The 21,248-nt window shown below is 64.7% G+C and carries 21 protein-coding genes and 4 tRNA genes; 16 read left to right on the forward strand and 9 right to left on the reverse strand.

What is annotated here, in order from left to right; all coding sequences use genetic code 11:
• Window positions 1–5: 5 nt before the first annotated feature.
• Window positions 6–608 carry a TetR/AcrR family transcriptional regulator gene (locus ABW18_RS04510; protein ID WP_049697781.1) on the reverse strand — a complete coding sequence of 201 codons (603 nt, stop codon included), beginning with the start codon at window positions 606–608 and terminating at the stop codon, window positions 6–8.
• Window positions 609–689: 81 nt separating this feature from the next.
• On the opposite strand from ABW18_RS04510, the gene ABW18_RS04515 reads away from it, so the two are divergent.
• From ABW18_RS04515 to ABW18_RS04540, 6 genes are all read left to right on the forward strand, one after another.
• Window positions 690–1,808 (forward strand): Rv3169 family protein, encoded by a 1,119-nt coding sequence (locus ABW18_RS04515; RefSeq protein WP_049697782.1) that lies wholly within the window; start codon window positions 690–692, stop codon window positions 1,806–1,808.
• 5 nt (window positions 1,809–1,813) lie between these two features.
• Window positions 1,814–2,887: a phosphotransferase family protein gene (locus ABW18_RS04520; protein WP_049698061.1), complete on the forward strand. Its 1,074-nt coding sequence runs from the start codon at window positions 1,814–1,816 to the stop codon at window positions 2,885–2,887.
• Between the two features lie 10 nt (window positions 2,888–2,897).
• Window positions 2,898–3,446, forward strand: coding sequence for a dihydrofolate reductase family protein (locus tag ABW18_RS04525; protein ID WP_049697783.1), 549 nt, complete (start codon window positions 2,898–2,900; stop codon window positions 3,444–3,446).
• A gap of 91 nt (window positions 3,447–3,537) precedes the next feature.
• The gene (locus ABW18_RS04530; RefSeq protein ID WP_049697784.1) at window positions 3,538–3,999 is read left to right on the forward strand and encodes a MarR family winged helix-turn-helix transcriptional regulator; all 462 of its coding nucleotides are present in this window, start codon (window positions 3,538–3,540) and stop codon (window positions 3,997–3,999) included.
• Between the two features lie 17 nt (window positions 4,000–4,016).
• Window positions 4,017–4,439, forward strand: a complete 423-nt coding sequence (locus ABW18_RS04535) for an organic hydroperoxide resistance protein (protein WP_005204332.1) — start codon at window positions 4,017–4,019, stop codon at window positions 4,437–4,439.
• A 90-nt stretch (window positions 4,440–4,529) separates the two neighbouring features.
• Window positions 4,530–5,942 (forward strand): HNH endonuclease, encoded by a 1,413-nt coding sequence (locus ABW18_RS04540; protein WP_231894250.1) that lies wholly within the window; start codon window positions 4,530–4,532, stop codon window positions 5,940–5,942.
• Between the two features lie 59 nt (window positions 5,943–6,001).
• On the opposite strand, the gene ABW18_RS04545 is transcribed toward ABW18_RS04540, so the two are convergent.
• Window positions 6,002–6,074 (reverse strand) — tRNA-Lys (locus ABW18_RS04545).
• A 216-nt stretch (window positions 6,075–6,290) separates the two neighbouring features.
• Here ABW18_RS04545 and ABW18_RS04550 point away from each other — a divergent pair.
• The 3 genes from ABW18_RS04550 (at window position 6,291) to ABW18_RS04560 (ending at window position 6,583) form a co-directional block, all read left to right on the forward strand.
• A tRNA-Glu gene (locus tag ABW18_RS04550) sits at window positions 6,291–6,363 on the forward strand.
• A gap of 38 nt (window positions 6,364–6,401) precedes the next feature.
• Window positions 6,402–6,478: transfer RNA gene (locus tag ABW18_RS04555), tRNA-Asp, on the forward strand.
• A gap of 28 nt (window positions 6,479–6,506) precedes the next feature.
• Window positions 6,507–6,583: transfer RNA gene (locus tag ABW18_RS04560), tRNA-Phe, on the forward strand.
• A gap of 90 nt (window positions 6,584–6,673) precedes the next feature.
• Here the strand turns inward: ABW18_RS04560 and ABW18_RS04565 are convergent.
• Window positions 6,674–6,955 (reverse strand): cyclic-phosphate processing receiver domain-containing protein, encoded by a 282-nt coding sequence (locus ABW18_RS04565; protein WP_049697786.1) that lies wholly within the window; start codon window positions 6,953–6,955, stop codon window positions 6,674–6,676.
• A gap of 53 nt (window positions 6,956–7,008) precedes the next feature.
• Entirely contained in the window at window positions 7,009–7,542 is a 534-nt protein-coding gene (locus tag ABW18_RS04570; protein ID WP_049697787.1) for a DUF1990 family protein, read from the reverse strand.
• Window positions 7,543–7,609: 67 nt separating this feature from the next.
• Between ABW18_RS04570 and ABW18_RS04575 the strand changes: the two genes are divergently transcribed.
• The 4 genes from ABW18_RS04575 to ABW18_RS04595 all read left to right on the forward strand — a co-directional run bounded on the left by ABW18_RS04575 (window position 7,610) and on the right by ABW18_RS04595 (window position 12,173).
• Window positions 7,610–8,671, forward strand: a complete 1,062-nt coding sequence (locus ABW18_RS04575; RefSeq protein ID WP_049697788.1) for a hypothetical protein — start codon at window positions 7,610–7,612, stop codon at window positions 8,669–8,671.
• 264 nt (window positions 8,672–8,935) lie between these two features.
• A complete protein-coding gene (locus tag ABW18_RS04585; protein ID WP_049697790.1) occupies window positions 8,936–9,583 on the forward strand; it encodes an NUDIX hydrolase in 648 nt (215 codons plus the stop codon).
• 115 nt (window positions 9,584–9,698) lie between these two features.
• Entirely contained in the window at window positions 9,699–10,253 is a 555-nt protein-coding gene (locus ABW18_RS04590) for a YceI family protein (RefSeq protein WP_049697791.1), read from the forward strand.
• Between the two features lie 210 nt (window positions 10,254–10,463).
• Window positions 10,464–12,173, forward strand: coding sequence for an adenylate/guanylate cyclase domain-containing protein (locus ABW18_RS04595; protein ID WP_197494555.1), 1,710 nt, complete (start codon window positions 10,464–10,466; stop codon window positions 12,171–12,173).
• 11 nt (window positions 12,174–12,184) lie between these two features.
• Here the strand turns inward: ABW18_RS04595 and ABW18_RS04600 are convergent, their stop codons facing one another.
• The 3 genes from ABW18_RS04600 to ABW18_RS04610 form a co-directional block, all read right to left on the reverse strand.
• Window positions 12,185–13,981 (reverse strand): alpha/beta hydrolase, encoded by a 1,797-nt coding sequence (locus ABW18_RS04600; RefSeq protein WP_049697793.1) that lies wholly within the window; start codon window positions 13,979–13,981, stop codon window positions 12,185–12,187.
• Entirely contained in the window at window positions 13,981–14,199 is a 219-nt protein-coding gene (locus ABW18_RS04605) for a hypothetical protein (RefSeq protein WP_053117365.1), read from the reverse strand. Before ABW18_RS04605 ends, ABW18_RS04600 begins: the two co-directional genes overlap by 1 nt.
• Window positions 14,200–14,561: 362 nt before the next feature.
• Complete coding sequence (locus ABW18_RS04610; protein ID WP_049697794.1) at window positions 14,562–15,191, reverse strand: alpha-ketoglutarate-dependent dioxygenase AlkB; 630 nt, start codon at window positions 15,189–15,191, stop codon at window positions 14,562–14,564.
• Window positions 15,192–15,385: 194 nt separating this feature from the next.
• Here ABW18_RS04610 and ABW18_RS04615 point away from each other — a divergent pair, with 194 nt between their 5' ends.
• Both ABW18_RS04615 and ABW18_RS04620 read left to right on the forward strand, forming a co-directional pair.
• Complete coding sequence (locus tag ABW18_RS04615) at window positions 15,386–17,620, forward strand: MMPL family transporter (protein WP_049697795.1); 2,235 nt, start codon at window positions 15,386–15,388, stop codon at window positions 17,618–17,620.
• 38 nt (window positions 17,621–17,658) lie between these two features.
• The gene (locus tag ABW18_RS04620) at window positions 17,659–18,315 is read left to right on the forward strand and encodes a TetR family transcriptional regulator (protein ID WP_152930000.1); all 657 of its coding nucleotides are present in this window, start codon (window positions 17,659–17,661) and stop codon (window positions 18,313–18,315) included.
• 9 nt (window positions 18,316–18,324) lie between these two features.
• Here the strand turns inward: ABW18_RS04620 and ABW18_RS04625 are convergent, their stop codons facing one another.
• Window positions 18,325–18,915 (reverse strand): TetR/AcrR family transcriptional regulator, encoded by a 591-nt coding sequence (locus ABW18_RS04625; protein WP_049697797.1) that lies wholly within the window; start codon window positions 18,913–18,915, stop codon window positions 18,325–18,327.
• Between the two features lie 126 nt (window positions 18,916–19,041).
• On the opposite strand from ABW18_RS04625, the gene ABW18_RS04630 reads away from it, so the two are divergent.
• On the forward strand, window positions 19,042–20,070 hold the full coding sequence (locus ABW18_RS04630) for an NADP-dependent oxidoreductase (protein WP_049697798.1): 1,029 nt from the start codon (window positions 19,042–19,044) through the stop codon (window positions 20,068–20,070).
• A 21-nt stretch (window positions 20,071–20,091) separates the two neighbouring features.
• Here the strand turns inward: ABW18_RS04630 and ABW18_RS04635 are convergent, their stop codons facing one another.
• On the reverse strand, window positions 20,092–21,243 hold the full coding sequence (locus ABW18_RS04635; protein ID WP_049697799.1) for a pyridoxal phosphate-dependent aminotransferase: 1,152 nt from the start codon (window positions 21,241–21,243) through the stop codon (window positions 20,092–20,094).
• Window positions 21,244–21,248 lie beyond the last annotated feature (5 nt).

Genomic DNA, 21,248 nt, shown 5'->3' on the forward strand with positions numbered 1-21,248 from the left:
AGTCGTCAGGTCCAGGTCTGCGAGAGCAGCATGGCGGTCAGAGCTTGGGCTGTGCGGTCGCAGAACTCGTCGCGCCCGGTCTCACCGAAGGTGAGAGCCTGCAGCAGCGTCTGGCCCACGAGGATGTCGAATGCCACGTCGAGTCTCTGTTCGACCTGGGCCGGATCATCACCACTTACGTGGACAGCCAGTCGCTCGACGAATACCGCTCGTGCGCCCGAATCGGCACGGTCGAGGAGCCGTTGGTACAACTCCGGGTCTTGTTGATAGTCGGAGATCAAGCCCGGTAGGGCTGCTCGGGTCACGGGGTCGGCGAGCGTAGCGAGAAACACTGTCGCCCATGCCCGAAGGTTCCTTTTCAGATCACCCTGGTCCTCGGGTAGCGAGACGCTGTCCGTCTGCCTGAAGGCGGCATCCTCGATGAGCATCTCGCGACGCGGCCAGCGCCGGTAGATCGTAGGTGCACCAACCCCCGAGTGGCGCGCGATCGCCGCGACGGTCGCGCCTCGATATCCCTCGTCGAGCAGTAGCTGTTTGGTCGACGCGATCACCGCACGATCCTTCTCGGGATCGCGGGGGCGGCCGGTGCCGCTGGTCGCTGACGTCATGAAGCGAATCTATCGGAAGCGGCTCCTCGTAGTTACATTACGTGTCAGCATGTAACGATAATCCGACGAAGGGTGTGACCGTTGCTTGTTCCTCACGATGAGATCCTGTGCCACCAAATGGCGACGACGTTCGACCATGTCGGTCAGAGCGACCTGCGCTGGGTCGAGCGGATCGTCATGTACGGCTTCGATATTTCCGGTGACGTCAATGTCATGACCGGGATGGCGAGATATCCCAATCGCAATGTGACGGATGCCTACGCGATGGTCACCCGAAAAGACGGCACCGCGCACGTTGCTCGAATGTCGACCGAATTGCAGCCGGAGAGTGCCGGAGCTCTCGGCGTCTACCAGATCGGACCGTTCACCTACGAGATCGAGGAGCCTCTGCGTGCGGTGCGAGTTCGTCTGGCGCCCAACGAGTCCGGAATCTCGCTGGATCTGAGTCTACGTGGTCGGTTCGACGCGTATGAGCAGACGCCGGCGTTTCATCGCAGTCGTGGACGCGTGCTCGAGGACGCACGACGCTTCTATCAGAATGGTGTGGTCGAGGGATTCTTGTCCATCGGGGACGAGCGCATCGAGATCGATTCGCGGAAATGGTGGTTCGGCCGCGACCACTCGTGGGGTGTGCGTCACGGCGGGGGTGGCGGCAGCATCTCCGAGGGCCCGGAGCGACAGCCCACCGAGATCCCCGACGGGGTCCTCTACTACATGGGAATCTTCGAATTCGACGACCAGCTTGTGCATTTCGCACAGCGCGAGGACAGCGCGGGGCGTCGCACCCAGTTCGAGGGCGAGCTCCTGTATCCGAGTGACACCCAACGCGCTCCCGGCCGCCTCATCGATGTCGAGCACGATCTGACTTTCCGCGATGATCTGCGTGTCGTGAGCGGAGGTAGTTTCTCGATCATTCGCGACGACCGTTCTCGCTCTCAGATCGAAGTCAAGCCGCTGACCGACTTTTGGCCAGGTATCGCGGGCTACGACGACTATCGTGGCTATGCCAGCGGGTATTGGCGTGGAACGGATTTCATCGACAGTTTCACCGTCAATACTCTGGAGATCGACGAGATCCGGCCGGCCTCGATGCTCAGCGAAACGCTGTGTGAGGTTCGGATGGACGGCAAGGTCGGCCACGGGCTCGTCGAGATGGTCTTTCTCGGCGCGTATCCGCGCTACGGCTACACCGGATGGTGAGCGGTATGGAACACGACGTCGAACAGCGTTGCGCTGAAACGGATCTGGCCGAGGTGCTGACTCCCATTCTTCGAGCGAGACTTGCGGAGGCGGCGTCGGCCGATGTGATCTCCTGTGTGCGAACGGAGACGGGGTATTCCACGGAGACGTTCATCGTGACCGTAGACGGGGTTGCCGAGCCGGACACACGGTCGCGCACTCGGCGATACGTCCTGCGACGACCTCCCCGGCTGGCGATCCTGCCCGACTACGACCTCGAAAAGCAGTTCCGTGTGATGCACCGGCTCACCGAATCCGATGTGCCGGTGCCGCGGGTGCGCTTCTTTGAGGCTGACCCTGCCGATCTCGGAACACCGTACTTAGTCATGGATTTCGTCGATTCGGTCTACACCGTCGGTGATGTTCCTCCGTATCATCAGGCGGGAATCTTTGCCGACACCGACGATGCGGGCCGGGCTCGATTGTGGAACGGCTGCGTGGACATGATCGCGCGGATACATCGTGCCGATGTCGGGCGAGACCGTCTGGGCTTCCTCCGTCTGAACACCGATTCGTCACCGGGCCCTGAGGGCCTCGCGCGCTATCTGCGCACGTCTATCGAATGGGCGTATGCGGGTGAGCCCATTCATCCGGGACTGCTGGGCGGGCTCGACTGGCTTGACGCCCATCTCTACGAACCACGTCGAATCGGCCTGTGCTGGGGCGACGCTCGAATGTCGAATCTGTTGTTCGGCAGAGACTTCGAGCCGGTAGCGGCGCTCGACTGGGAGATGGCATACCTCGGAGATCAGGCGGCCGACATTGCATGGATGTTGACCACGGATTGGATCAGCAGCCCGCATGAGGGGCACGCGCCATCGCCGGGTGTACCCACTGCCGCCGAGACCATAGCCCGCTACGAGGATGCGGTTGGTGGGCGGGTTGAGCACATGACATTTCACTTCATCAGTAGCGCGTTGCTGCTCGGACTTCCGCTCATACGCCTCGACAGGTCCATGGGGCTCGGCGGACTGCTTCCCGAGGTGTGTGCCAACAGAATCGAAGCGGTACTCGGCGGTGAATGCGACACTGCAGGGTAGGAGGTGCTCGATGAGTGCGGCAACGCGATTCCGCTTCTACACGGCCACGAGTCTCGACGGTTTCCTCGCCGACACGGCCGACTCGCTCGATTGGTTGCTCAGCCAGCCGATCGACGAGGACGGTCCGATGAATTACGCGGAGTTCATCGGCGACGTCGGAGCCCTGGCGATGGGGTCGACCACGTACGAGTGGCTCGTCGAACATGAAGTGGAACAGGGTAATCCGTGGCCGTACGAGGTCCCGACGTTCGTCTTCAGTACGCGCGACCTGACTGCTGTCGCCGACACCATCCGCGTGGTGTCCGGGTCGCCTGCGGATCATCGCGCTGCACTGGTCGACGCCGCTGCCGGACGTGACGTCTGGATCGTCGGCGGTGGCGACCTGGCCGCGCAGTTCTGGGCGTCGGGAATGCTCGACGAACTCGTGGTGTCGATCGCGCCCGTGCTGCTCGGCTCCGGGCGTCCACTGTTCACCGCGAGGTGCGACCTCGAACTGCGTGACCTCGCGCGCAATCAGGGATTCGTCTGCGCCCGATACGACGTCACGGCGTTCCGCTGAACGTTCCTTGCGCGTCGATATGACGTCGCCCACAGAAATATTGCGAGCAACTAGGTTGTGCACAATCTAAATCGGGCCTAGTCTTCTTCACGTGGGAAAGATTCGCCTCGACGACCATCTGTGCTTCGCGCTCTACACCGCGTCGCGCGCGATCATCGCCGCCGAGCGACCGGGTTTGCGCGAACTCGGACTGACGTATCCGCAGTACCTCGTGATGCTGGTGCTGTGGGAGGAAGAATCTGTCCCGATCGGCCGGCTCGGGGAGCGTCTACAACTGGACTCGGGCACCGTGTCACCACTGGTTCGTCGTTTGGAGTCGATGGGACACGTGGAACGTCACAGGTCTCCCGACGACGAGCGGTCGACGATCGTGTCACTCACCGAATCGGGCGCGGCGCTGGGCGAAAAGTCTGACTGCGTGATGGCCGCCTTGGTCGACGCGTTGACCGATCCTGTGGAATCCGATGCCGACTTCGACGTCGACGCGGCCGTCGAGCTGCGTGCGGCACTGCACCAACTATCTGATGTGTTGCGCGCCAACCAGGCTCGCTGAAAAGAAGGGATGTCACCATGAAGACTCTGTACACAGCCGAGGCGCTTGCGACAGGCGAAGGCCGGGACGGTCACGCCAGGACGAGCGACGGACAACTCGATCTCGACCTCGCTATCCCCAAGGAGCTGGGAGGTCCCGGCGGCGCGACGAATCCGGAGCAGCTCTTCGCAGCCGGCTACGCCGCGTGCTTCCACAGTGCGCTGCGCACCGTTGCGCGGGCTGAGAAGGCCGACGTCAGCGACTCGGCCGTTGGCGCCCGAGTGTCGTTGGGCTCCAACGACTCCGGCGGGTTCGAGCTGGCCGTCGTTTTGGAGATCTCGTTGCCTGCGCTGAGCGCAGACGACGCGCAGGCACTCACCGCTGCGGCCCATCAGGTGTGCCCGTACTCCAACGCCACGCGCGGCAATATCGACGTCACGCTGACACTCGTCGACGAGTAGTCACGACACCGGCGGTCGAACTCCAGATTCTCTGTCGGTGCCCACCGATACTCTGATACTCGAACATGTTGTCGATTGTCAGGGGGCATCGTGAACGCCAGCAGCACAACCATTTTCGACGACGCCGACCCGTCCGGGTTGGAGTTGGATCAGATCGCAGACCGCCTTGTGGGGCACGCCAGTCAGATCGCGAGCCTGACAGGGCGGTTCTTGCTGCTGCTGTCCGAGTTCGATCGCAGGAAAGGGTGGACGGGCGAGGGGATCATTTCTTGTGCGCACTGGTTGACGCTGCGAACCGGCTTGTCGCCGCGGACGGCACAGGAGTACGTGCGGGTGGCGCGCACGCTCGACGGTGTGCCCCGGATTCGGGATGCGTTCGTCGAGGGCCGACTGTCGTATTCGAAGGTGCGTGCGCTGACGCGAGTCGTGATGCCCGACCGCGAGGACGAGTTGCTCAGCGTCGCGTTGTCTGCCGACGCTGCTCAGCTCGAGCGGGTCGTGAGAGCTATTCGTTCGATCGATCAGCGTGAGCGAGAGGCGAGCGAGGGCGAGGTCGAATCGACGGCGTCGTGGGAGTGGAATTCCGACGGCACGTTGTCGGTGCGCATGCGGTTGTCGGCATTGGACGGGGCGTCGTTCCTTGCAGCGACGGTGCGTGCCGAATACGAACGAACGCGCACGTCGCCCGGTGACGCCGGACCGTCGGTGACGGATCTGGTTGCCGCACAGATTGATTCGGCAGGTAATTCTGACCGGGAGGCCGAGATCGAGGAGGCCGGCCTCGAGCCCGCCGATCAACGGTTGTGGCGGCATACCCCTGCCAACATTGCGCCCGCGGTGGTGCTGATGGCGGAGACGATGCAGTCGGCGATCGACGTGCCGACGTTCACTCCCGGGGCCGAGGTGGTCGTGCACAGCCAGTCGTCTGAGGCTGACTCGTACGTCGAGGGTGGGCCTGCGCTCTCAGCGGTCGAGGAGGCGGAGGCGTCGTGTTCGGGCACCAAGACCGAGGTGCGTCACGGAAGGCAGGGCAGCATCACGTCGTGGGGCCGTCGAACGCGGACGCCCTCGACGCGGACGCTGCGCGCGATCCTCGCTCGCGATGGTGGGTGCCGCTACCCGGGGTGTGGACGGACTAAGCATCTACACGCGCATCACGTCCGGTTCTGGTCGCGTGGTGGTGCCACGACTCCCGACAACCTGGTGCTGCTGTGTTCGTCGCATCACCGCGCGCTGCATCGCGGCGAGTTCTCGATCACGGCGCATGCGTTGCAGCAGTTCACATTTCATCGTCAGGATAATGGGCAGCTGATCGAACAGGCGCCGCCGATCAGTGCGCCACACGGTTGGCGGCCCGCGGCGATATCCGACGACGCGGTGGTCCCCGAAAACCCCGGACCGCTCGACCTGGGCTACACAACCGAGGTGCTGTACGCCAGTTGGCGTTTCAAGCAATCCGCCGCGGCCCGCGCCGACCGACCTGCCTCGCTGGCAGCCGCGTGACGACGTTCAGCGGAACGCTCGACGGACTCGCCGCGTGCCAGCGCGGACTCCGTCATGAGTGCCCCCAGTAGGGCTCGAACCTACGACCTGCGGATTAAAAGTCCGTAGCTCTACCAACTGAGCTATAGGGGCGGACGCCTCGGCGCTGCGGCCGACGCAGGAAGTGAGTTTACAGGTCGGCTACGCGGCGGTGCATCGACGGTGGGCTTGCAATTGTCGATGCCGTCGGCGTCGGATACGGGTATGGTGTTCGGAGGGCGTCAACTCGTGCGAAATGCAGTCTGACCAGCTGATTTGTGAATTGCGCGAGCGGTGTCCTAAGCTAAGTCGGCTCCCAACGGAGAACCGGCCCCCTTCGTCTAGCGGCCTAGGACGCCGCCCTTTCAAGGCGGTAGCGCGGGTTCGAATCCCGTAGGGGGTACAACTGGTCCTCTACGGGGGAGCAGGAAAATTGAAGATGGCCCTGTGGCGCAGTTGGTTAGCGCGCCGCCCTGTCACGGCGGAGGTCGCGGGTTCGAGTCCCGTCAGGGTCGCCAAAGGTTTCGGTTTTACGCCGGACCTCCTGGCCAGGTAGCTCAGTTGGTACGAGCGTCCGCCTGAAAAGTGGAAGGTCGTCGGTTCGATCCCGACTCTGGCCACCAGTTAGCTACTCGAAAAAGACCATCCGGCTTGCCGGATGGTCTTTTGCTTTCGATGACGGTAGCCCGAACCCTTGAGTGCCTGGGACCGATTCAGCGGGTGACCCCAGGCCCGTAGCGCTCCGCCATTCCGACAAGCCATTCCACTCCGACGGGGTTCGAGCTGTGCACGCGCACGATCGGAGGCCATTGGTCGTGCTCGGACAGGTAGAGGGCGATCGGCCGCGTCGTGTCGTCGCCGCCGAGGTCGTGATCCAAGGACAACTCTTCTACGACCGCCTCGCTCCGCAAGATCGCCAAGGCTTCGGCGCTCGATCGGGCAACGGTCCAGGTGTCGTCGGGCGGGTCGCGTAAGTCATCGACGTAGAGGCGCATCGCCGTGACGCTACGGGCGGGAATGACTAGGGGCTACAGAATTTCGCTCGCGCTCATCCCCGCAAGCCGCCCCCGAGTCGCGCCATCGCGGCCAAGTATCGCCGGGTCATCAGCCGCTGAGCGAGACGCGCGACGGGACCGCCGAGGCGGGTGTACCAGCGGGCAGGACGAGAGAAGGCGCGGACCGTCGCGACCACCGAGCCGTCGGCTCGTAGCTCGACCGCGAACAACTCCTCGCCACTCTCCGGATGCCCGGGAAGTGTGCCGTAGGCGAACCCGGCACGATCCGGCTCGTCGACGACGTACACCACCCGACAAGGAATGCGAACCGGCCCGAGAAACCACGCGGTGAGGACGATGACGGTGCCGACCTGCGCCGACGTCGTACTCGCGTGAACCTGCAGCCCGGCACCTCGCTGCATGCCGTACCGGAGAACCGCGTCGCTGATCGTGTCGAAGTCGGACTGGCCGTGACCGACGAGGCGCTCAGCCCGTACGACGTGAGCACGCGCCGGAGGCGTGCCGCGGGTCGCGCCGACCTCGTCGTACGTGAACGGCTCAAGCTCCCAACGGCCGAGGTCGGACATCACGCCATTCTAGTGACCGAGTCCGATTTCGAACTCACGCTGCACCGTCACGCGCAACAATCGCCTCATGTCGGCTCGGCAAACAACCGTCCTCGTGCGCAGCGTCTACGGAACAGCGGCGGTGCAGTGGTTCCTCATCTTCGCGATCGGCACGATCCTCGTGACGCGTGCCTACCTGCGTCTGACCGGCTACCCGCAGATCGGAAACGGCACGCTGCACATCGCCCACGCACTGTGGGGCGGGGCGCTCATGATGCTCGCGCTGGTCTTCGGTTGGCTCCTGCTCGGTTCGACGCCTCGCGTCGTCGCGGTGGTGATGGGCGGTATCGGATTCGGGCTGTTCCTCGACGAAGTGGGCAAGTTCGTCACCAAGGACAACGACTACTTCTACGGTCCATCGGCCGAGATCATGTACCTGCTGGTGGTGCTGATCTTGCTGATCAGTCGGTTCGTCCGCGATCTCAAGCGACCATCGGTGCCCGAGGCGATCGCGAACGCAGCGGTGATCGCGGCCGACGGTGTGGCGCACGGACTTCCGGAGAGTCGACGCCGCCAGGCCGCCGACCTTCTTGACTTCGCCGAGGCGCGCGACGCCGATCCTGCACTCGTGGCGCACATTCGCGGTCTACTCGACGCGAGCGTCGACACCCCGGACCGGTTGACCCGGGTGCGTGCGCGTGCGCTCGCGTTGATCCCGAGCTTCTTCCGACGACGCTGGTGGTTGACGCTGATCGGCTGGCTGCTGGTCATCAGCTCCGCACTGACGGTCATCGTGGGTGCGCTCGCGCTGTACGTGAATCACCGTGACTACGGGATCTATCTCGAACTCAGTCGCGACCCCACCGCGGCATGGATTCTCTTCGTGAGCGGCGTGGTGACGCTCGCGTGCTCGGCGTCGGCGATGATCGGTCGCCGCCACACCGACCGCGTCTGGCCGCTGCGCGCGCTACGGATGGCGGCGCTCGTCTTCACTATGGCCAACGCCCTCGTCGACTTCGCGCTCGACGGCTTCGGAGCGCTCTACAACCTGGCGCTCGGTCTGTTCGCGCTGGCGATCATCGACTATCACCTGCGAGCGGCAGTCGCGCGGGCGAGCGCGAACCACGAGCACGGACAGCTACGCGTTTAGCGCCCCGAACCGCCCATGCTGCGCGCATAGAAGTTCAACCCCGGTCGGTTGCTCAGCGCGGCGAGAAGAACCAGGACGATGAGGGTGACAACGATCGCGGACATGATCTGCCTTGTCTGGGAGAAGTTTTCGATTCGCAAGTGCGTCAATGGTGGCCGATCGTCGTGGTGGAGAAAAGGTTCGCCGATGCAGATCACGCGTGCGTCGCCAGTGTGTGTGCAGGCACATCGGTTAGCGATTCTTCGACCGTGGTGAACTGAATGTGTGACATCCATCGATCGCACGATCGCCACCGATCGCATCGCAGCACTTGAACGTCGCGTCGTCGACGATCCGGAAGCCCGACCTGCCGCGGTCGCCATCGTGATCTCGAATCAAGCCGACCGACAGGGGATCTGGGTTCTGCGCCGCCCACTGACCATGCGTCGCCATGCCGCACAGTTCGCAGTTCCCGGCGGACGCCTCGACCCGGGAGAGGGGATCGTCGACGCCGCGCTACGGGAACTGCACGAGGAACTCGGGGTAGCGCTCGACACCGACGACGTACTCGGACTGCTCGACGACTATCCGACGCGATCGGGCTTCGTGATGACGCCCGTCGTCTGCTGGGCGCCGGACGACGCGCCGCCTCCGACGCCGAGCCCCGACGAGGTGTCGGAACTGTTCTTCGTGCCTCTCGACGACCTACTCGACGAACCACGGTTCATCGCGATCCCCGAATCGCCGCGTCCGGTCATCCAACTCCGTATCCCAGGGCTGCGCCGCGACCCCGACGACTACTCGCCGAGCGGTCACTCCGCGTTGCTCCACGCACCGACAGCAGCGGTGATCTATCAGTTCGTCGAGGTCGTCCTGCGAGGTCGCGACACCCGCGTCGACGGCTTTGAGCAGCCAGTATTCGCCTGGAAATAAAAACTTTGCCCCGGTGGAATGAAATCGGACCGCGGTCCGTTTAGAATGAGCGATGGGCCGAGAAGACGGTCCACGGACCACAACCCGAAACGACAAGAAGCCGAGGAGTTTCACCATGACCACAAGCACCGTCAAGGCCCCCATCGAGGCCGGCGTCTGGAACATCGATCCCACCCACTCGACCGTCGGCTTCGTCGTGAAGCACCTGATGGTGAGCAAGGTTCGCGGCAAGTTCGAGTCGTTCAGCGGAACCATCACCGTCGCCGAGGACGGCACCCCTTCGGTGCAGGCCGAGATCGACGTCACGACCATCACCACCGGAAACCCGCAGCGTGACGGCCACATCAAGTCGGCCGACTTCTTCGACGCCGATCAGTTCCCCAAGGCGACCTTCGTCTCGACCAGCGTGCGCCCCGACGGTGACAACTTCGTGCTCACCGGCGACTTCACCCTGCACGGCGTGACCAAGTCGGTCGACCTCGCACTCGAGTTCAACGGATCGAACCCGGGCATGGGCCAGGGCGCTGTTGCCGGCTTCGAGGCAACCACCGTGATCAACCGCAAGGACTTCGGCATCGACATCGAGATGCCCCTCGAGGGTGGCGGCGTCGTCGTCGGCGACAAGGTCACCATCAACCTCGAGATCGAGGCGCTCAAGGCGCAGGCCTGATCCCTTCAAGACCACTCGTGCGATGAGTCGATGACCTCGACATGACGTACGAGTCCACGGCCGGTGCCGTTCCCGTTAGTCCCCCGGGTGCGGCGCCGGCCTTTTTGGCGTTTCGGCTTGCGTCGTCACACACGATCGAGTTCTGATCGCGGCATTTCGCCTGTCACAATGAACTGTCTTATGTGACACAACAGGCAGAAAGGCGCCTCGGTGCATCCGCAACGCTCCCGCGACCACGATGACAGGTGGTCTCGCGCGCGGCGTCGGTACTCCACATTCGTGTGGGGCGTCGAGCGACCTCCGACGTTGCGCGAATGGGGTGGCATCGGCCGGGCGGAGCGTATTCGGCTCGCCCGCCGCGCGAGCGTGATCGCCGGTTCGGCAATCGTCGGCAGCAACGTGCTCGTCGGCCTCGAGACGTTCCTGCTGGTCCAGCTCGCGTACAACGGTGGCCAGATGACGTTCGCCACGACGCTGGGCGCACCGAACTTCCCGGCCGTCGTCGCAGCGATCGGTGTTGGCCTCGTGGTCAATGTGGTGCTGGTCTTCGCGGTGATGGTGCCGCAGTTGCGCTGGTTCATCAGCGGCGAGCAGGCCGATCGGGAGCGTCGACGATCCGTCCAACGAATTCCGTTCGCGCAGGCTGCGGCGACGATTGTCGGCTGGCTACTGGCCGTGCTCAGCTACGTGTTGCTGTCGTTGGACAGGCTCAGCGCCGACGACCTGCTCGGCGTCGCGGTCGCCTTCGCGCTTGCCGGTCTGTCGATCGGATGCCTCACCTACCTCTTCGCCGAACGCTCGGCCCGCCCGCTACTGATCATTGCGCTGCAGGATCACCCGGCGACCCATGCGGTGCAGGGCGTGCGAGCCCGTATGGCAGCGGTGTGGGCGATCAGTTGCCTCGTGCCGATGAGCGGATTGCTGATCATCAACCTCGGGAGGGGATCGGGACTGTTGCCCCCGGCTGCCGGCCGGATCGATTGGACGACGGTGGTGCTGGCCGCAGTCGGCCTCGCTGCGGGAGTGCGCGTCATCATGCTGGTCGGGCAGGCCATCATCGATCCGCTCACCGAACTGCGGCACGCGGTGCAGCGGGTCCAGGATGGCGACCTCACCACCCACGTCGACGTGTACGACTCGTCGGAGCTCGGCGTGCTGCAGCACGGCTTCAACGAGATGGTGGAGGGCCTCGACGAACGTGAGCGGATGCGTGAACTGTTCGCGCGGCACGTCGGCGACACCGTCGCGCAACTCGCCATCGAACACGGCGCAGGGATGCACGGATCGAACTGTCAGGTCGGGGTGCTGTTCGTCGACATCGTCGGATCCACGACGCTGGCCGAGCATCGGGCGCCGGAAGATACCGCGGCGCTGCTCAACTCGTTCTTCTCCGTTGTCGCCGATGTGGTCGATAGACACGGCGGCTTCGTCAACAAATTCGAGGGCGACGCGGCGCTTGCTGTGTTCGGTGCCCCTGTCGAACTCGACGACCCCGCGGCCGCGGCACTCGCCGCCGCGCGCGACCTCGCCAGGGGCCTGACCGAGGCGCTCGAGATCCGGTGGGGGATCGGGGTTTCCTACGGAACCGTGTTCGCCGGCAACATCGGTGCCGAACGGCGCTACGAGTACACCGTGATCGGCGACCCGGTCAACGAGTGTGCCCGTCTGTCGGAGGCGGCCCGCAGCGGTCGGTATCCGGTTCTTGCCAGCGGCGACGCGATAAACGCGTCGGAGGACGAGAGCGAACACTGGACGGCGGTTGATCGTCGAGTGGTGCGCGGGCGCAGTGAGATCACCGAGATGTATGCCCCGATCGGCCTCGACGGCCAGACCCCGTTGTCGATCGGCGGGTTGATCTCCGGACTGCTCGGCCCCGCGATCCGGATGGCGACGGGCTCGTCCAAACACTCCGATAAGTGAACGCGCGCAGCTTATTTCGGTAGGCGCAGCGGGATGTCGGGAAGGCCGAGCACGTCGATCAGGACCGCGGGCGGCAGGTGCTTCAGTGCCCCGACGAGGGGCATGTCTGGTGCTCGATAGACGTACGGTGTTGGTTGCTCGCCGACGATGACGCGCGCGATGTTGTTGAAGGCATCGGAGTTCGGGTCGTCCCAGTAGTCGCCGTGGCCTGCGGTGCCTTCCACGAGCCGCCGGGGATGCTGTCCGTCACCACCGAAATAACCCGAATCCATGCGCGTCACACCAGGGGCGGTGTCGGGATCGGCGCCGTGCGGGTTGCCGGGTAGCGACTGGATGCCCTGGATGAGGTCGCCCGGTGCGGTCATCGAGAACCGCTCGACGCGCGGATTGGCGTTGTCCCACCCGCCCTCGAACACTCCGGTGCCCGCCGACGACGCATAGATCACCCGATCGGCGCGCAGTCCCAACTGTTCGGCCGATCCGACGACCGAACCCCCGTAGGAGTGGCCGATGAACGTGGTCTTCGCGTCGGGGGCGTGGCGGGCGATCTCGGCGTCGAGTTCACGACCGAAATCGACGAGTCCCGGTGCCATGCTGCGAGCGAAGACGGGGTCGGCTGCAGAATTGTCCAAGGACTTCTCCATCCCCGACCGGATGCCGTCCCGCGCACCCGGCATGCCGTCGCGCAGCCCGCCCTCCAGTCCGTCGAGCGCGGCGGAGGGCGCACCCTCGTAACCCATCTTCTGCGGCAGTTCACCGTTCATATAGACGAAGACCGGCCCGTCGGTTTGCTTTGCGAGGTTCCACGCGGAGTTGCTGTTGCGCAGGCTGCCATTCATGTTGCTGTTCGTTCCGGGTACCACCACCGCAGCGTTACGTGTGTCCTTGTTGAAAGTGCCGATCATCTCGATGAACCGGCCGTTGCCGGTGTTGTCGAATGCGATGAATCTGCGCTCGGTCTTGTTGTCGTCGGCGAGGTAGGCGCCTGCGTTGTCGCGGTCGATCGCGGAGGCAGGGTCGTTCTTCTGTCGCAGGAAGTCGGTCAGCATCTGTGCGCGTTGACCCTCACCACGTCCGGCTGCGATCTCCGCTGCCAGTGCGGTGCGGATGTTGATCTCGTTGGCATCGGCGCGGGTGTCGAACGGCACGCCGTCGAGGTTGCCCATGACGTTCGGATCGGCCTGGATCAGACGACGCACGTCGGTGGGACTCATTGACTCCAGGTACTGGCGTCGGTGTTCGGCGGGTAGGTTACGCAGATCGGCGACCACCCGGTCCGGGTCGGCGCGGGTGCCGCCGGGCAGCGTGACGTCGGGCTGTCCGTTGACCATGGCTGCGATGTCGGATGCCAATTCGCCGATCCGACGGCCGTAGTCGGTGTCGAATTCGGTGAGGGTGTCGATGCCGATGGCGATCCGGTTCTCGCGGACGAAGGCGTTCATGTCCTCGTCGGGATCGGCGTGGGTCACCTCGCCGGTGTCGGACACGGTGAACCCGTCGGCGATCGCGTTGTCGACCTCGCGGATCAGATACGCCCGTGCATGGGCGATGTCTGTGGCGGCGTCCTTGGCCTCGTCGGCGATCTGGTTCAGCACATTACGTACCTCGGAGGCGTGGTCGCGTTCTTCGGTGATCCGCATCTGCGCGGCGTCGTGGGTTGCGCCTCGCCACGAGGCGGCGTCGTTCAGTGATCGCTCGACTGCCGCGAGGGACGTGTCGAGCGTCTGAGCCGCGGCCTGTGCGGCCGCGCCTGCGGCCGAGATCGCGTTGGTACTCCATCCGCGCACCGCTGAGATGGTCGGTTTCATCAGCGGGTCGGCACACTGCGTAGGGATGCCGCTGCGCGATCGTCGCGATCGATCGCCATGGCGTTGAACGTGACGAGCGAATCGGCCAGTGTCGCAAGTCGAGCCGAGATCGAGGCGATCGTCGGAACCGCCGAGGTCGACGCCGAGTGAAGTGCCGTCGTCACGTCACTCATCGCACCGGACACCGACGACAGCGCGTCGAGTTTCAGATCCGCCACGACCTTCGATTCACGTCGCCATGCACTCGCGGTCTGTTCGATCTCCTCGGGTCGAACACCGAAAGGTGCTCGGGCAGAGGAGGATTGGTCAGTGTCTGATCGATTAGGGCCGGGTCCAGGAGTAGGGGTGCTGTCCTCGCGGTCCGGCTTCCTCGCTCTGTTGAGGAGTTCGGCCAAACCTTCTCCGATGACATCCGCCATGCCATCGAGCGGCAGTTGAGGTGCTGTCACGTGTCGGTCCCCCTGATGTCACGGTCAGATGTTCCCGTCGGCTGGCACCGACGGCACAGACTCTGACGCACCCAAGGGGGCAAAGGTTCCAAAAATCTTTGGGTTCCAAAGATCTTCTGGGAGTCTCCCGCTCACCACACGCCGGGTGGGCGGAACTGCACGCTCATTCGCGCCCCGACGCCGCGGACTTTCGGCACCGCGTGCTCCCAGGTGCGTTGACAACTCCCGCCCATCACCAACAGATCGCCCGCCGACAACGTGAATTTCAACGACGCTCCGCCTCCGCGCGGACGCAGTGCCAACGGGCGCGGTGAGCCGAGGGAGACGATCGCGACCATCGTGTCGTGCGTGGCGCCACGCCCGAACCGGTCGCCGTGCCACGCAACCGAATCCGACCCGTCGCGATACAGGCACAGGCCCGCGGTCACGAAGCCCTCGCGCAACTCGTCGCGGTAATGCGCTGTCAGGGCCGCTCGCGCGTCGGCGAGTAACGGGTCGGGGAGTTCGTCACTCGCCTGGTAATTGCAGACCAGACGCGGGACGTCGACAACCCTGTCGTACATCCGACGACGCTCTGCCCGCCACGGAACGACGTCGCGCAGAGCGTCGAAGAGGTCGGTGCTGCCTGCGATCCATCCCGGCCGCAGATCTACCCACGCGCCGTTGGTCAGGACTCGACGCTCGACGTGCGATCCGAGATCGCGCAGCCGCGGTGACTCGGCGTCGAGGTCGAAGATCGATCCCTGGACTCCTGCGCTCATGGACGTCAGCCTACACCGATATCGAACGTGTGTTCGCAATGTAGTCGCAGGCGCTCGCGTGGGACGTCGCTCACAATCGCGGCTCGGAGGTGGCACATCGGCCGGAACGATCTGTATACCGGAGCACAAGTGTTAGCAACTAACACTTCTTAGTTGCTACCGGAATGTCGGAGTCTTCTCGAGGGAGTGCACAGATGGCGTCGTTGTTGTTTCGGGTGGGACGGTTCTCGTTCCGCCACAAGTGGTGGGTGATCGGGGCCTGGGTGGTCATCGCCGCGTTGCTCATCGGGCTAGTGGGCGCGTTGAATCCGAAGTTCGCGAAAGACTTCGAGCTTCCAGGAACCGACTCCGGGACCGCGACCTCGCAGGTCGAGGAGTACTTCCCCGAGGCGATGAAGCAGCAATCGCAGGCGTCGACCAGCGTCCTCGTCGCCGCGGACGACGGGCTGGCCGCCCATTCCGGTCAGATCGACGCACTCGTCGCCGACCTGCACACCCTGCCCGACCTCACCGACAAGGCAACGGTGCTGAACCCGGTCACCGTCGCCGCGGCCAAACCCGAGCTCGCGTCGTCGGTTCTCGGTGACGGCGGCAAGGTCGGTTTGATCCAGGTGCGGCAGAACATCGAGCTGACCGACCTCACCGTCGAGAACAAGAAGCAGTTGACCGACATCCTCGAGAAGCATCGGGGCAATGGCCTGCAGGTCGAGGCCACGGGCTCGCTGATGAGTGTCATGGAGGCGGGCGGCAAGGCCGAGCTGATCGGTTTCGCTGTCGCCTTCGTGGTGATGATCGTCGCCTTCGGGGCGCTGGTCGCCGCGTTCATCCCGCTGATCACCGGACTGATGGGCGTGATGATCACCATCATGCTGCTGCGGCTGAGCGCCGAGGTCATGACGGTCAACGAGACCGCGACCGCGATCGTCACCATGCTCGGCATCGCCGTGTCGATCGACTACGCGCTGTTCATCGTCTCGCGCTACCGCGGCGAGGTGAAACGCGGCGGAGACAGGGCCGACGCCGCGGGTCGCGCGGTCGGTACGGCAGGCTCCGCGGTGGTCTTCGCCGGTTTGACCGTGATCATCGCTGTCGTCGCGCTGATGGTGGTCGGGATCCCGCTGATCACCCAGATGGGGGCGGGCGCCGCCGTCGCGGTGTTCATGGCCGTGATCGCCGCGCTCACCCTGATCCCCGCGCTGCTCGGCGCCGTCGGACGTTTCGCGTTCACCCCGCGCATCCCGTGGATCAAGCACGCAGAAGAATCCGACACCGCCGACACCAACGGAGTTCGCTTCGGCCGCATGGTGGTTCGACGACCGATCCCGTTCATCGTCGCGGGTCTCGCGGTGCTGGTGCTCGCGGCGATCCCGGTCGGCAAGCTGCAACTGGGACTCTCGCTCTCCAGCGACGACGAGGCCCCCGCCCAGGCGCTGCTGCAGCGCGGCTTCGGTGAGGGCATCAACGGCCCGCTGCTCGTCGTGCTGCACTCCGAGGACGGCACGGTGGAGAAGGCTGCCACCGAGACCGTCGCGCACATCAAGTCGCTGCCCGACGTCGCCAATGCGTCGACGATGACGTGGCTGGGCAACGGCACACCGCAGCCGAATGTCGGGGCAACCGCCGCGCTGATCTCGGTGACGCCCGAGAGCGCGCCGTCGGATCAGGCGACGCACGACCTCATGGAGCAGATCCGCGCGTTCAGCCCCGAGGCTCAGCGGGCGGGGGCAGAGCTGCACGTCGGTGGCCAGACGGCGATCATGTCCGACCTGTCCGCCAAACTCGACAAGGCGCTGATCCCATATCTGATCGTGGTGGTCGGGTTGGCATTCCTGATCATGATCGCGGTGTTCCGGTCGATCTGGGTCCCGCTGATCGGAACGATCGGCTTCATCTTCTCGGTGTTGGCGACGTTCGGTGTGACGGTCGCGATCTTCCAAGAGGGTTGGTTCGGTCTGATCGACAACACCAAGCCGATCCTGTCGTTCCTCCCGATCTTCCTGATCGGCGTGGTGTTCGGCCTCGCGATGGACTACCAGGTGTTCCTGGTGACGCGAATACGCGAGGAGTACATCCACGGGATGAGTGCGAAGGACGCGATCATCGCCGGCTACCGGCACGGTGCGCGTGTCGTCACATCGGCGGCGATCATCATGATCAGCGTGTTCGCCGCGTTCATGCTCTCGCCCGACACGACGGCCAAGATGCTCGGCTTCTCGCTGGCAACAGCGGTCCTGTTCGACGCCTTCATCATTCGCATGATGGTCGTGCCCGCTGTGATCACTTTGCTGGGCGATAGGGCATGGGGTCTGCCACGATGGCTGGACAAGCTGGTTCCCAACCTCGACATCGAGGGTGAGAAGGTGCGCGACCGAGGCATCCCGCAGGCGAGCACCGACGAACCTCGCGAGGTGGCCGCGGCGTCGAGTTGAGCGGACTGGGATAAAGAGTAGATAGGGAGAGCACTGCGATGACCGAGGCGACGAGTACGGCAGCGATGGCTTCCGCGCCCGCCTCGGTCTCGCATGCGCCAGCCGCCCCGGTGCCGCCGATCGGGTTGCGCGAGAAGCACAAACGTCGTACCAGGGCGGCGATTCGGGCGGCGGCGATGGAACTCTTCGACGCCAACGGCTACGCCCAGACGACGGTCGCCCAGATCGCCGAGGCGGCCGACGTCTCGCACACCACCTTCTTCCGTTACTTCCAATCCAAGGAGCAGGTGGTCATCAGCGATGACCTCGACGACGAGTGGCAGGCGGTCCTCGAGGCAATCCCGCCGGGGCTCGGCCGATTCGATCTGCTCCGCGCGATGGTGCGGGGACTGGTCGAGTTGGTGTTGGCCGACGACTGGGCGTCGGACCCGGCTAGCATGAAGCTCATCCAGTCCGAGCCCGCGCTGCTGCTGGTCAATCAGATCGAATCCGACCGCGCGATCTCGGAGGCGGCAGATTTCATCGCCGACTATCTCGGCGTGGAGCGCGACAATCCACGGTTACGCGTCTTCATCGCGGCGGTCGGCGGCATGATGTTCCACATCGCCAACGGCACCGAGGACGTGCGCGACGGCAGATTCCTCGAGACGCTTCTCGAGGCGATCGACCTGCTGGAGCAGGGCCTACCGCTGTGAGTTCGCGCGCTACGCAGACGTGCCGAGTGCGCTGGTCGCTGCGTCGACCGTGCGTGCCGCTTCGTCGGGATTGATGCGCGCGAGGCACTGCGCAGCGATGATCGCGGCGACGGTGAGTCGTGTGTGATGGTCGACGATGTTCGACGACGCGTCGGGCATGCGTGCCGCGATGCCGCGTCGGACAGCGTCGGACAACATCGCCCGATAGTTCTCGATGACGCTGTGCACCGCATCGTCGGCGCCGATCGGTGTCGCCGACGCGGTGAGTATGAGGCATCCCGACGGCGTCGCAGCGTCGGCCGCCGACGCTGCCGTGATGGCGTCGCGCAGTTCCGAGAGGTACGAGCAGATGGCGTCGGGGTGCACGTCGTCGCGGTTCAGCTCGGTCAGCAGCGGTGTGACGATGGTGGTCAGGTAGTCGTCGACCGCGGCGTCGAACAGTCCGCGCATGCTGCCGAACGCGTGATAGATGCTGGAGCGGCCGACACCTGACGCGGACTCGACGTCGGCAACCGAGACGTCGCTGAAACCCTTCTGCCAGAACAGGTCTCGAGCAGAAGCGATGAGTTCGGTCGAATCGAACGTTGCTGTGCGTCCCACGGCTGCCTCCTCGCACTGATTTTGCAACGATCATTCTACTATGCCTATAGTGCAATGAACAGTCCAGAATGTGCCCTGAACCAGAATGTGCCTTGACTGCGCACGCACACCGAGGAGAGTGGAGACATGACCGCAACCAGTACCCAGATCCAGTTGGTGTCCCGTCCGGTCGGATGGCCGAAGCAGTCCGATTTCCGCACCGTGACAGTCGTTCTCGACGATCTCGAGCCGGGTGAGGTGCGCGTGGCCAACGAGTTCATGTCCGTCGACCCGTACATGCGCGGGCGGATGATCGACACCCGCAGCTATGTTCCGCCTTTCAAGCTCGACGAGACGATGACCGGGGGCGCTGTGGGGCGCGTCGTCGAATCTCGCTCCGATGACGTGCCGGTCGGCGCGTTGGTGCTGCATCAGTACGGTTGGCGCGACGTCGCGCAAGGTCCGGCGAAGGCGTTCACCGTGCTACCGGAGCCGCCGTCAGATGCCAACGGCGACAGGGCGTTCGACTCGTCGCTCTATCTCGGTGTGCTCGGCATGACGGGTCTGACCGCCTACGTCGGCCTGACCGAGATCGCGAAGATGAAGCCGGGCGACATCGTGTTCATCTCCGGCGCCGCGGGTGCCGTGGGGACCGCCGCGGGCCAGATCGCACGACTGCTCGGCGCCAAGGCGGTCATCGGCTCGGCGGGTAGCGACGAGAAGGTCGAATTGCTCACCGGCCGTTACGGATTCGATGCTGCGGTCAACTACAAGGACGGCCCGATCCGCAAGCAGCTGCGCGCAGCCGCTCCCGACGGCATCGACGTCTACTTCGACAACGTCGGCGGCGACCACCTCGAGGCAGCCCTCGACGCATTCAACGACGGCGGGCGTGCGGCGCTCTGCGGGGCGATCGTCAGCTACAACTCCACCGAGCGGGTCCCCGGCCCGGACAACATGTCCAACATCATCACCCGCGCACTGACGCTGACCGGCTTCACCGTGGGGCATCACTTCGACAAGGCTCCGGAGTTCACCGCCAAGATGTCGGAGTGGCTTGCGGCCGGCGACGTGGTCTTCGACGAGACCGTCGTCGACGGCATCGACCACGCGATCGACGCCTTCCTCGACATGATGCGCGGCGCGAACGTCGGAAAGATGGTCGTGCGTCTGTAGGTGAGGGCTGTCGGGTGACGGTCAGAGTGTCCGCAGCCGCCGCGCGGCCTCGGCGATGACGTCGTCGCGTTTGGAGAATGCGAAGCGCACCATGTGTTTCCACGGCTCCTTGTCGTCGGCGAAGACGCTGACCGGCACCGCCGCGACCCCGATCCGCTCGGGTAGTGTGCGGCAGAACTCGACGCCATCGTCGTACCCGAGCGGCCGCGGGTCGGCGCAGACGAAATAGGTTGCCTCGCTGCGATGTACGTCGAACCCGGAGTCGACGAGCGCGGAGGTGAGGAGGTCACGCTTGGCCTCGAGCTCTGCCGCGGACTTGCGCACCCACTCCATCTCGTTGTCGAGTGCGACGGCAACCGCGGGCTGAAAGGGTCCCGACCCGACGTAGGTCATGAACTGCTTGGCCGCGCGTGCCGCCGCGACCAGTTCGGGCGGGCCGCTGATCCAGCCGACCTTCCAGCCGGTGCAGTTGAATGTCTTTGCGGCGCTGGAGATTCGCAGGGTTCGTTCGCGCATTCCGGGTAGCGTCGCCAGCGGGGTGTGGGTGCGGCCGTCGAACAGGAGGTGCTCGTACACTTCGTCGGTCACAGCGACGACGTCGTGCTCGATGCACAGGCGCGCGATCTCGGCGAGGTCATCGTCGGAAAGCACCGTCCCGGTGGGGTTGTGCGGTGAATTGACCAGCACGACAGAGGTGTTCGGTCCGAAAGCGTCGGCAAGCCGTTCGCGGTCGAGCCGGAATCCGTCGCCGTCGGCGATGAGCGGGACGACGCGTCGAACCCCTCCCGCCATCGCAACCGTTGCGGCATAGGAGTCGTAGTACGGCTCGATCATCACCACTTCGCGCCCGGGCTCGACCAGCCCGACGATCGCGCCCGCGATGGCCTCGGTGGCGCCGACGGTGATGAGCACCTCGGAGTCGGCGTCGTAGTCGAGACCGTAGTGCTCACGCTGGTGCCGCGCGACGGCGTGACGCAGCGCGGGGACACCGATGCCCGGCGGGTACTGGTTGTGTCCGGTCGAGATCGCGTCCTTCGCGGCGGCCAACATCGATGCGGGCCCGTCGGTGTCGGGGAAACCCTGGCCGAGGTTCACTGCATCGTGAGCCACGGCCAGCGCCGACATCTCGGCGAAGATCGTGCTGGAGAACGGACGAAGGCGCTCGACGGTCATGGGGT

Source organism: Gordonia jacobaea (assembly GCF_001186365.1).
Classification (GTDB): Bacteria; Actinomycetota; Actinomycetes; order Mycobacteriales; family Mycobacteriaceae; genus Gordonia; species Gordonia jacobaea.